At 37.3% G+C, this 12,377-nt stretch carries 11 protein-coding genes and 1 tRNA gene; 9 read left to right on the forward strand and 3 right to left on the reverse strand.

Annotation, left to right across the window (positions count from 1 at the left end; genetic code table 11):
• Positions 1-821 precede the first annotated feature (821 nt).
• From aspS to AC22ZQ_RS07235, 9 genes are all read left to right on the forward strand, one after another.
• Positions 822-2,582, forward strand: a complete 1,761-nt coding sequence (gene aspS, locus AC22ZQ_RS07195) for an aspartate--tRNA ligase (protein ID WP_318958106.1) — start codon at positions 822-824, stop codon at positions 2,580-2,582.
• 625 nt (positions 2,583-3,207) lie between these two features.
• Entirely contained in the window at positions 3,208-3,741 is a 534-nt protein-coding gene (locus tag AC22ZQ_RS07200; protein WP_318958107.1) for a CopD family protein, read from the forward strand.
• Between the two features lies 1 nt (position 3,742).
• A complete protein-coding gene (locus tag AC22ZQ_RS07205; protein WP_318958108.1) occupies positions 3,743-4,522 on the forward strand; it encodes a TatD family hydrolase in 780 nt (259 codons plus the stop codon).
• A gap of 14 nt (positions 4,523-4,536) precedes the next feature.
• Positions 4,537-5,565, forward strand: a complete 1,029-nt coding sequence (locus AC22ZQ_RS07210) for an asparaginase (RefSeq protein ID WP_318958109.1) — start codon at positions 4,537-4,539, stop codon at positions 5,563-5,565.
• An 83-nt stretch (positions 5,566-5,648) separates the two neighbouring features.
• Positions 5,649-5,738, forward strand: a tRNA-Ser gene (locus AC22ZQ_RS07215).
• A 76-nt stretch (positions 5,739-5,814) separates the two neighbouring features.
• Entirely contained in the window at positions 5,815-6,681 is an 867-nt protein-coding gene (locus tag AC22ZQ_RS07220) for a MotA/TolQ/ExbB proton channel family protein (RefSeq protein ID WP_318958110.1), read from the forward strand.
• 37 nt (positions 6,682-6,718) lie between these two features.
• Positions 6,719-7,201: a hypothetical protein gene (locus AC22ZQ_RS07225; protein ID WP_318958111.1), complete on the forward strand. Its 483-nt coding sequence runs from the start codon at positions 6,719-6,721 to the stop codon at positions 7,199-7,201.
• Between the two features lie 4 nt (positions 7,202-7,205).
• Positions 7,206-8,021 carry an ExbD/TolR family protein gene (locus AC22ZQ_RS07230; RefSeq protein ID WP_318958112.1) on the forward strand — a complete coding sequence of 272 codons (816 nt, stop codon included), beginning with the start codon at positions 7,206-7,208 and terminating at the stop codon, positions 8,019-8,021.
• Positions 8,022-8,026: 5 nt separating this feature from the next.
• The gene (locus tag AC22ZQ_RS07235; RefSeq protein ID WP_318958113.1) at positions 8,027-8,539 is read left to right on the forward strand and encodes an ExbD/TolR family protein; all 513 of its coding nucleotides are present in this window, start codon (positions 8,027-8,029) and stop codon (positions 8,537-8,539) included.
• Between the two features lie 347 nt (positions 8,540-8,886).
• On the opposite strand, the gene AC22ZQ_RS07240 is transcribed toward AC22ZQ_RS07235, so the two are convergent.
• The 3 genes from AC22ZQ_RS07240 to AC22ZQ_RS07250 all read right to left on the reverse strand — a co-directional run.
• A complete protein-coding gene (locus tag AC22ZQ_RS07240; protein WP_318958114.1) occupies positions 8,887-9,699 on the reverse strand; it encodes a CPBP family intramembrane glutamic endopeptidase in 813 nt (270 codons plus the stop codon).
• 54 nt (positions 9,700-9,753) lie between these two features.
• The gene (rodA, locus tag AC22ZQ_RS07245; protein WP_318958115.1) at positions 9,754-11,166 is read right to left on the reverse strand and encodes a rod shape-determining protein RodA; all 1,413 of its coding nucleotides are present in this window, start codon (positions 11,164-11,166) and stop codon (positions 9,754-9,756) included.
• Positions 11,167-12,377, reverse strand: a 1,211-nt coding sequence (locus AC22ZQ_RS07250; RefSeq protein WP_318958116.1) for a penicillin-binding transpeptidase domain-containing protein, incomplete at its 5' end; no start/stop codon positions are given.

Below are 12,377 nucleotides of genomic sequence, written 5' to 3' on the forward strand. Positions count from 1 at the left end.
ATGCTGTAATGTTCGTGTATATGAACTCCCAATAATTTCGAGAAATTTGAAGGATTTGATAGATTGATTTAAAAATTTAAACGCAAACTTTCAGTTCGCTATTTAAAGATTTAAGGAACTACATGGAGTAAAATCAGCATACAGTTTGAGTATTGGTCCGTGGTTTCAACTTCTACATAGGTTACTACAAGGTTCACAAAGGCTCTACTTAATATTTCCCAATCTTTTTTAAACTTTAATTTTTGAATTCATTTTTGGCCTTGAAAACAATTCTTATTAAAACAAGAATAAGCGCCGGGAAGTGAACCCAGTGTTTGAACCCAGCTTTCAGATTTTTAGCAGAAAAATCTGCTAAAAGCGTTTGTGAGTTTGGGGTGAACGACCAAAGCGTTTCGTAGCTTTTAAAAGACTTGTTTTCCAGCCTAGCGTTTTCTTTGGTTCGTTTCTTTTTGGCAATGCAAAATAAATGAACAGAACCCAAACTTCGAAGTCAAAAACCAAAAATCAATATTGAGTAGTTCAGGAACTTCAGAAGCACAGAATACTTGAATCTAAAATTAAATGCCCACTAGCATTCGTGAGGATTTAGAGAGTCGATATTTATAAGTACCTAAATTCAAACAACATCACAAACTTCTCATTATGCGGGTCAACTATTCAATGATGTCCCAACAATAAAATAGGACCTCCCTTTTTTTTACTTTATATAAACAAATTTTTACACGGACTCTAAGACTGTATAAGTCCATAGATTAATTCTTCCCTCTTAATTCTTAATTCTCAATTAAGCTTCCTATTTTTGCAGCACTAAATAGAATCAAATGTATAGATCACATACTTGCGGTGAATTAAGAATAGATAACGTTGGACAAGAAGTAACCTTAAGTGGTTGGGTGCAACGTTCGAGAGAACTAGGAGGATTAACATTTATAGATGTTAGAGACCGTTACGGAATTACACAAATCACTTTAAATAGTGACGACAATGCCGACTTAGCTGCGCAAGCTAGAAAAATTGGTCGTGAATTCGTAGTTCAAATCAAAGGAACTGTTAAGGAGAGATCTAGCAAAAACAAGAATATTCCAACTGGAGAAATCGAAATCATTGCTTCAGCAATAAATATCCTAAACGCTTCTAAAACTCCACCCTTCACAATTGAAGATGACACAGACGGTGGTGAAGAATTGAGAGCGAAATACCGTTACTTAGATTTACGTAGAAATGTGGTTAAAGAAAAATTAGCCTTACGTAACAAAGTGGCATTAGAAACGCGTAAGTTTTTAGATACAGAAGAATTTATTGATGTTGAAACTCCTTATTTAATTAAATCTACTCCAGAAGGAGCACGTGATTTCGTTGTTCCAAGTAGAATGAATGAAGGAGAATTCTACGCCCTTCCACAATCACCTCAAACGTTTAAGCAATTATTGATGGTTTCTGGTTATGACCGTTACTACCAAATTGTAAAATGTTTTAGAGATGAGGATTTAAGAGCTGACCGTCAACCAGAGTTTACACAAATAGACTGTGAAATGTCTTTCGTTGATCAGGAAGATGTATTGAACACTTTCGAAAAAATGGTTCAACACCTATTCAAAACTTGCAGAAACGTTGAATTAGATAAAGCTTTCCCTCGCATGACTTATGCAGAAGCGATGGAAAAATACGGCTCTGATAAACCAGACATTCGTTTTGGAATGGAGTTCGTTAACTTGAACGATGTTGCCCAAAACAAAGGATTCAAGGTTTTTGATGATGCGGAAGTAGTATTGGCCATCAACGCTGAACAATGTTCCGTTTACACAAGAAAACAATTGGATGCCTTAACAAAGTGGGTACAACGTCCACAAATTGGTGCAAAAGGAATGGTTTACGTTAAATGTAACGAAGATGGATCGTTCAAATCATCTGTAGATAAATTCTATTCGCAAGAAGATTTAAAAGCATGGGCAGATAAAGCCAATGCAAAACCGGGTGACTTATTGTTAGTATTATCTGGAGATTTACATACAACGCGCAATCAAATGAATGAATTGCGTTTACATATGGGAGATGAATTAGGATTGAGAAACCCTAATGTTTTCAAACCATTATGGGTTGTTGATTTTCCATTGTTAGAGTGGGACGAAGAAAGTGGTCGTTACCATGCAATGCACCACCCTTTCACTTCTCCAAAACAAGAGGATATTGCCTTAATTGAAACAGATCCTGGAAAAGTTAGAGCAAATGCATACGATTTAGCCATGAATGGTGTTGAATTAGGAGGAGGATCTATTCGTATCCACGATAGAGACTTACAAGCTAAAATGTTCGATCTGTTAGGATTCTCTAAAGAAGAAGCAGAAGAACAATTTGGATTCTTAATGAGCGCCTTCGAATACGGAGCTCCACCACACGGAGGATTGGCATTTGGATTAGATAGATTGGTAGCTACTATGGGTGGTTCGTCTTCTATCCGCGATTACATCGCCTTCCCAAAAAACAACAACGGAAGAGATGTTATGATTGATGCACCAGCTGCATTGAACGAAGAACAATTAACAGAATTAAACTTGGCCTTGAATATTCAAGCCGCTGAGTAAGTAATTTCTATAGATACTTTTGAAAAGGTCGACCTTAGGGTTGGCCTTTTTTGCTTTGAGGGTTTGAGGTTTGAGCCTTGTAACCTTAGTGAAATTAATGATTTGAACTTTTGACGAAATGGCTTATTTGATGGATTTGATTTAAAAATTTAACCACGGACTTTCAGTTCGCTATTTAAAGATTTAAAGAACAGCATGGTGTAAAGTCAGTACACCATTTGAGTTTTGAGCAAGAAAAGAGTCCATGGTTTTAACTACAACTTCCACATAGGTGACCAAAGGGATTCACAATGCCTCTACTCAAACCGTCCATATTCTCCTTGAATTTTGACATTGTATTTTCTTCGGCCTTGTAAATGAAACTTGATTTTTCAAAATGAAAGCTTAGAGAGTTCGTTTAGCTCGATAGAGATCCAACGAACGAACTTTGTTTTCATGAAGAAAAAGGAAGTTTTAGTTACACAGCCTAGCGTTTTCTTTGGTTCGTTTCTTTTGGGCAATGCAAAAGAAATGAACAAAACCAAAGCTACGAAGTAAGGTCCAAAAAATAGAGTCTTTAAATATCAAAATACACGAACTTACTTTCCCTCTCCCTTTCTTCCAAATTATCCATAACTTTGACCCCATGAGTATACAAGCAATTAAAGCCCTGCATATCATTTTTGTGATTTCATGGTTTGCCGGACTGTTCTACATTGTCCGTTTGTTCATTTATCATGCGGAAGCACAATTAAAAGCTTCACCCGAGAAAGAAATCATTTCCAATCAACTTAAGCTCATGCAGCGCAAGCTATGGTATATCATTACCATACCAGCTATGATCTTAACAATCTGCTTTGGAGTATGGCTCTTTATTGAACAACCCTTTTTATTGAAAGCCGGTTGGATGCATGTAAAACTAACCTTACTTGTTTTATTGATTGCTTATAACCTTATATGTCATCGCATTTTTAAAAAATTTCAAAGGGATGACATTAAATGGAGTTCTACTCAACTGCGTTTTTGGAACGAATTAGCTACTTTATTTATGGTAGCCATTGTGTTTGTTGTCATGCAAAAAAATGCCACAAACTGGGTATATGCTACACTCGGCTTCTTCGGTGTAGCCATAGGACTAATGATAGCGATAAAATTGTATAAAAAATTCAGAAAATCTTAAGATGTACATAGATACACATACACATTTGTTTTCAGAGAAATTCGAAGGTGAATACGAAGCAGTTATTCAAAGAGCATTAGATGCAGGTGTTGATAAGCTGTTGCTACCAAACATAGATTTGGATACGGTGAATGCCATGAATGCTTTGGAAGAAAAGTACCCCAACAATTGTTTCAGTATGATGGGACTACATCCTTCTAACGTTACAGAAGATGTAGACCACCAATTGGATTTGGTAAAAAAAGAACTTTACTCAAGACCCTACATTGCTGTGGGAGAAATAGGTATTGATTTGTACTGGGATAAAACTTTATTGGCACAACAACAAAAAGCTTTTGAACAACAACTACTTTGGGCAAAAGAATTGAATCTTCCCATAGTAATTCATGCCAGAGAATCTTTTGATGAGATTTTTGAAATCGTTGATAAGCATAACGACGAAAACCTAACAGGTGTTTTTCATTGTTTCACAGGTACGGTGGAGCAAGCTCAAAAAATCATTGCATACGGCGGATTCAAAATGGGTATTGGGGGTGTTGTTACTTTTAAGAAGGCGGGATTAGACAAAGTGGTTAAAGAAATTCCACTTGAACATTTGGTCTTAGAAACAGACGCTCCATATTTAGCACCCTCACCGAATAGAGGTAAAAGAAATGAAAGCGCTTACATTCCTTTCATTGCAGATAAATTATCAGACATATTTGAAATGCCCGTAGAAGAAATTGCTGCCATTACTACAAAAAATGCAGAACAGGTATTTCCAAAAATCATAAAAGCGTAAAACAGAATAGGTTTATGGAGAATGCAAAGGTATTATTGATCTACACAGGGGGTACGATTGGAATGATGAAAGACAACATCACAGGTGAATTGCGCGCCTTTGATTTTGAACACCTCAATGCCCAAGTTCCAGAATTGGACAGACTAAATGTAGATCTATCTTCTATATCGTTTGACGACCCTATTGATTCTTCTGACATGCACCCCAAAGATTGGGCACGCATTGCTCGTCAGATAGAGTTGAACTATAATGACTACGACGGATTTGTTGTATTGCACGGTTCGGATACAATGGCCTTTACTGCCTCAGGATTAAGTTTCATGCTTCAAGGTTTACGAAAACCTGTCATCTTAACGGGGTCTCAATTACCCATTGGAACGATTAGAACGGACGGTAAAGAAAACCTTATCACCTCCATAGAGATTGCTGCAAGCAAAGACGACAACGGAATGCCATTGATTCAAGAGGTAGCCATCTATTTTGAATACTCCCTATACAGAGGAAATAGAACCACGAAAGTCTCTGCCAAGCATTTTGAAGCCTTTCAATCCCCCAATTATCAAGAATTGGCAATAGCTGGAGTTGATATCAATTATCACTACCCTAATTTATATAGAACAAGCCTACAGGACTTGGAATTATTTACAGCCTTTGAAGAAGACATCGCACTTTTAAAACTGTATCCCGGCATTCATATGAAAATGTATGAAGGACTTTTCGATCCAAAACATACCAAAGCCATCGTTTTAGAAACATTTGGTGCGGGAAATGCACCACACAATAAACAATTACAAGACTTAATCACAAAATTCACCACCTCGGGCGGAATAATACTTAATATTACACAATGTGCGTCTGGTTCTGTGCAACAAGGTTTGTACGAAAGCAGTTCCTTTTTCAATAAAGCAGGTGTAGTAAATGGGAAAGATTTAACAACAGAATCTGCATTAGCTAAATTGATGTATGTATTAGGAAGATACAGCTCTAAGGATGAGTGTATTGCCGCACTAAAGCGTGATATTGTTGGGGAAATGCAAGCATAGTGTTAACCTTTTGGTAATCTAGGCCCTTAATGCTTGTTGCAATTTTTTTGTACATTAGCGCTCTAATTTTGACAGGAATTTGAGGAGAGGTGCAGGAGTGGCTGAACTGGCTCGCCTGGAAAGCGAGTGTTCCGATTGTATCGGAACCGAGGGTTCGAATCCCTCTCTCTCCGCAGCGAACTGTCAGAATTTTATTAATTTAGGCATAATTATAAACTAGGAATACGATTAAAATTAATCTTTGAGAACATGAAAAAAGTAATAAGTTCTTTGATGATCGCCGGAATGATGACTTTCGGATTTGTTAACGGAGCATTAGCTCAAGATGGCGATTCTACAGAAGCAGTTGAAGCAACAACAACAGAAATGGCTAACGAAGCTGATTCTATAAAAGAAGAAGCTAGTCCGGTTGCAGAAGCAATTGAAACAGAAACTGAAGCTCCCGCAGAAGCAGGAATGGCTGAAGAAAAAGCACCATTAAACTTTACTGGTACTTTAAAGCAAAAGTTCATCGAAGGTGATCCATTCTGGATGTCTTTCGTATTGATCTGTTTAGTAATTGGTATGGCTTTATGTATTGAGCGTATCGTATACTTAAACTTAGCATCAATCAACACAAACAAATTCTTAGAAGATGTTGAAGCTGCCTTATCTCAAGGTGGAGTTGCTCAAGCTAAAGAATTGTGTAGAAACACAAGAGGACCTATCGCGTCTATCTTCTACCAAGGTTTAGATAGAGCTGACGAAGGAATCGAAATGGTTGAAAAATCAGTAGTTTCTTACGGTGGTGTTCAGATGGGACAATTAGAAAAAGGAGTTTCTTGGATTTCTTTATTCATCGCTTTGGCACCAATGTTAGGGTTCATGGGTACGGTAATCGGTATGATCTTCGCCTTCGATAAAATCGTTGAGGATGGTCAGGTATCTCCAACTACAGTAGCAGCAGGTATTAAAGTAGCCTTATTGACTACAGTATTCGGTTTGATCGCAGCGATCTTCTTACAAATTTTCTACAACTACATCGTATCTAAAATTGACGGTTTAGTGAATGAAATGGAAAATGCATCTATCTCTTTAGTAGACATGATGTTGAAGTACAAAATTACTTCTAAGTAAGAGAGCACGAGTTACGAACTATTAAATCCATCTTATAATGGAAAATAAAACAACGAACATCATAGGGATGGCTATTAAATTAGCGATTATCGTCCCTATATTAATCTTAGGACTATCGGTTATGTTCTCAGGCGTTCACGTTGAGAACAGTGCACCAGAGGTAGTCGAAGAGTTTAGAGAAGGAGGTTTATTAACGTCTACAACTATGTTTAGCTTCGTTGCTATCGGGTTATGTGCGTTTTTAGTATTGGCTTTCTTCGTAGTATTATTGGTTACACAACCTAAAAAGGCAATCAAGTCTATCTTAGGAATCATTTTAGTAGGTGTCCTTTACGTTATCCTTAACGCAATTGGAACTGCAGACACAAATGAATCTTTAAGATTAGCTGAAGATGTACAAGTTGAACAAAATGTTATCGACTCTTCTACAGCAGGTATTTGGACAGCAGCAATTACTTTAATTGTTGGTATTGCAGCTATCTTATTAGGACCAGTTATCAATTTAGTAAGAAAAAATTAAGAATATGTCTAAGCGAGAAATACCGGAAATAAATGCTGGATCGATGGCAGATATCGCGTTCTTGCTTTTGATTTTCTTCTTGGTTACCACTACAATGGACAAAGACGCGGGATACTTAAGACAGATCCCAAAGAAGTTGGACATTGAAATGGAAAAACCACCCAAAGTTGAAGAGAAAAACATCTACGAGATTAAGATTAACGACAGACAGGAAATGTTTGTACGTGATTCTATCTTACCTGTAGAGGAAATCGACAACTTGCACCGTCGTATTAAGCACTTCTTCCTTGCGAACAGAGGAAAAGGAGCTGGTGAGCGTAAATTAAACTACCCTTACTATGCGAACATTACTAAAGCGGTTATTGACGGTGGTTTAGCACAGGTGAATGCAGAGATAGAGCGTATTGAAGCAGAAATGGAAAGAGATCCATCAGATTACTGGGGTCAGTACTATGAACTTCAAATGAACAAACTTTCTGAGTGGGAGAAAAAACAAAGAGCTTTTGATCTTTACAGTGAAAGTGGAGCGACTATCATGCCTGAGATAGCAAGAGAAGCACACATTAGAATTGTTCCTCAAATTGGAACGGATTACAGTGCATTTATTGCGATTCAATCAGAAATTCAACGTGCGATTACAGAGATGAGAGATGAAGAAAGTATGAAGCTTTTCAACATCAAATTCTCTACAATGGAGAAATTCTACGAGCAGAACAAGAATGAAGACATGCCAACTATTCTTCCTTTATATAAAGAAAGAATTGAATTGTTGAAAATTCTTTTCCCAGAGAAAATCATTGAAGTTGCACCAAAAAATTAAACGATATGTCAAAGTTTAAAAAGAACGAAGGTAAGTCAGCACCAGCAATTAATACTTCATCATTACCTGATATCGTATTTATGTTGTTGTTCTTCTTCATGGTAGCAACAACTACTAAGGATATCGATCCGATGGTACGTATTAACAATGCTACTGGAGTTGGACTTACTGATTTAACACCCTACAAACAAAGAAGTGAAGTTGACTTCGTTTACTTAGGTAAACCAATCGTTGGAGACGCTTCTAAATTTGACAAAGGTGTTGCCGTTCAGTACGATGGTATTTTAGGGAATATTGATAAGATTGACGAATGGAAATCTGACAAATACTCTCAAAAACCAAAAGGTTTTGCTACTCCTAAAGAAAAAGTAGTAACGTGTTTTAAAGTGGATGAGCAAGTACCTGTTGGTATCTTATTCGATGCTAAAAAGGAATTGCAAAATGCAGACTTTAACACGATTGCTTATCACGCAGCAGAAAGAGGAAACAACAACGGTTATTCAATAGATAACAACTAGTTGTACTCCCAGATATAATTAGAAAAGAGGTAGCCATTAGGTTGCCTCTTTTTTTTTATTGATCAAATGAAAATAGCATGATGAAATACTACTATTCAGCTATTGACTCCTTGTGTGTCAACAAAGACTAATCTGTTCGAAATTTTAGATCACCCAACTAAAAGCAAAATTTATCTATATAAAATGAGATCTTTAATTATACACTTGACTTCATGTATTGGAATAGCGCTTATAGGTATCGCGTACGAATTGGAAAAGGTTAAAATCGCTGTTACATAAATTAGGAGGCATCATTAACCATCCAGCGATTTACTATACACACGCCTTTCTAAATTACACTTCTAGAATTAAGCCTTAAGAGAAAGTTCCGTTCTTTTTAGAAACAGTAAAACGAGTAAAGCTCCCAATCCTACACTCGTTACTATCCAATTATGATCTTCCATAAAACTGGGATAATCCTCTGTATATAACCAGTACAAATTTAGAACATTGTTTAGCGCATGTAAAGCTGCCCCGAGGTATATTGAGCCAGAAAACTCATATATCAACGCTAAAGCCACCCCAAAAGACAAAAGGGGGAGAATCTGAACATAATTAAAATGAAGTACTGCAAAAAATGATGCGCTCACCACAATTGCTAGCCATTTATTACCTGAATTTACCGCTAGATGATCATAGACGAAACCTCTAAAGAAAAATTCTTCAGCGAACCCTGTAATTATACCGATAACAATAAGCGTACTTATAAACACAGAAGTTTCTTGACCACTTACTAAATTTTCAATCAAACTATCAGATTGGGACTTCACTTGCATGGCTCCCTCTAACATGTTTAACTTCTCTAATACCCAAGTATTAATCTCCGTTAAAAAAGGTAGGAGCAATACCATCACCCCGAAGAGTACGACACCCCATAGTGCATTACCCGTTTGGAAATTGCTTTTAGAACGTTGAAATTGTCGATAAATTAAACCTGGAATTAAGAACATTCCAACTTGAAAAGGAACTTGATTCACTATCATAAAAAGGATAGGTTGTTCTTTCGACATGGACAAAGGATACTCTATCAAGTTCACATCAGTAAAGGAACTATATAAACTAACCGCGATAGAACCCAACACTACACTTGCCACTAAACCAATACAAATCAATATTAGCACTTGTAGAAACGGGTTTCGCTCTTCTATTTTATTTATGAAATCGAATTTTGACATTTAGAACAACACTTCTTTTCGTTGAGCATCCAGCTTTAAAAGGATAAATATCATTACAGTGAAAGATATCATAGAACTTCCCCCGTAACTGAAGAAGGGTAAAGGTATTCCAATCACTGGGGCTACCCCTAAGTTCATACCAATATTGATTGCAAAGTGATAAAAAATAATCATAGCGACTGAATACGCGTAGACCCTCGAATAAGTACTCCGTTGTCGTTCCGCTATTGTCACTATTTTAATCAATAAAAGGGTAAACAACACTACCACGATAAAAGAACCCACAAACCCCCATTCCTCGGCAAAAACACAGAAGATAAAATCCGTTTCACTTTCTGGAACGTGTCCCGATTCTGGACTTGCTAAATGGGCATTTCTATAACCGTTCCCTAACAAACCACCTGAACCAACAGCTGCCATACCTCGGTTACGGTTATAATCTTTACCATCTTTCTCCTCTTCTGAATTGATTTTCCCCAACACCAAGTCAATACGTGTTCTTTGGTGAGACTGGAATACTTTCAAGTAACCTATTGCAATTAATCCATTCAAGGTAGAAAAACTTATATAGCCAATAATAATGATTAATGACAGTCTTTTCTTATTCCTTGTAGTAGCTAACCTATTGACCAAGAGCAAAGCAATCAATGCACCCACAAATAAAACGATCAATACATAGGCCCAACCCGGTATATTCAAAACAAAAGAACCCAGCGTAAAGGATTGATCAGAATCCGCGAAAATAAGTGCTATAACACTAAAGAAAACCACCACGAATAACACAGGAATAAAGTGAACACCCACCCATGTATGCTTTAGCCTTAATCCTAAAATATTGTTGGTCAGTAAAAGCACATAGGGATCAAAGGTTATTCCCTCTCTATACATAACGAATAAAAAGGCCGTAAAAACAAGGAAAGTTCCCGTATCATTTTGTGCCAAAATCAAGGCCATGGTTACTAATAATACAGCGATAATACTTGTCACCGTTTTAATATTAATCACCTTGGATTTGATTCCCGAAATCTGGTAAGACAGCATCATGGCCATTCCTAATTTCGCAAACTCCGAAGGCTGAATACCAAAAGAACCGAACCCTAACCAAGAGCGCGCTCCATTAATGGGAGTTGTGAACAATACAGCGACCAACAAGGTTACCGTAAATAAGTATATGGGAATGGTCAATTTCCGAATGTATCGCGCATCAATTAAACTGATTACAAAACCCGCAAAACAGGCAAACCCAAACCACATAATCTGTTTACCATACAAGGTCTTCAAATTCAATAAAAAGGGTCTGTCCTCATTATAGGCAGCAGAATACAAGTTTATAATCCCCATAATGATTATGGCAATCACTATAAAAATTAAAGACCAATCTAGGTTTCTGGCGTATGTATTCTTTCTATCCATTTACTCCAACAAATTAGCCTCTAAAATGCGTGCTTCTTTTCTCTCATTCGTGATTTCACCACGTAAATATTTCTCTACCATCAAACTGGCAATAGGCGCTGCCCACGTACCTCCAAAACCTGCGTTTTCTACAAAAACAGCAATAGCAATTTTAGGATTATCTATAGGTGCAAAAGCAATGAAAACAGAGTGGTCTTTACCGTGTGGGTTTTGAGCTGTCCCGGTTTTACCGGCCAATGGAATTCCATCAATAAATGCACTTCTTGCAGTACCTCCTGCTTCCTCCACTACTCTACGCATTCCTTCGATTACCGGTGCAAAGTGCTGATGCTCCACCATGGTATTGTGTTTGACCAAGTACTCTTCTTTTGGTCCGTCTTTACCAATAGATTTCACAAAATGCGGCGTATAGTAATAACCTCTATTTGCAATAATAGCCGCTAAATTTGCCATTTGTAAGGGTGTAACTTTCACCTCTCCTTGACCAATACTGTTTGAACGTATTGTACTAAATGCCCATCGATATTCTCCGTACCAACGGTTATAAAAGGCTCTATTGGGAATAACACCACTTCGAATACCATAAATATCTGTTCCAAGTTTAATTCCTAAACCAAAACTATTCATGTATTTTTCCCAAAGATCAAGTCCTTGCGCTGCATCCTTAAAAATACTTTTGTCTTTTCCTTGTTGAATAATGCGTTTAACCTCGTAATAGAAATACGGATTACAACTCATCTTTACCGCATCTTGTATATTTTGTGCATTTGGGTGGTTGTGACAACCCACCATTGCTTTATTACAGGGAAACCCGGTATTTTCCGTAATTACTCCTTCTTGCAAACCAACTAGAGCCTGAACCAATTTAAAAATAGAACCTGGAGGGTATTCGGCCTGCAACGGTCGTGCAAACAAAGGCTTTAAACTATCGTTCACAAGTTTTCTATAGTTCTCCTTAATTTTACGAGACCCCACCATCATATTAGGGTCGTAACTCGGAGCAGAAACCAAACTTAAAATTTCTCCAGAAGATGGTTCAATCGCAACTATACATCCCTTTTTATTGGTCATTAGCTTTTCTCCGTAAGCTTGTAAGTCTATATCTAAACCAAGGGTAAGTGGCGGACCTTGTTCTGCGGCCGTATCCAGCGCACCTCCTGCATAGGTTTCAACGATACCTCCTCTCGCTGATCTAATAATATAGTGCACTC

The sequence above is a fragment of the Lishizhenia sp. genome, from assembly GCF_057456495.1.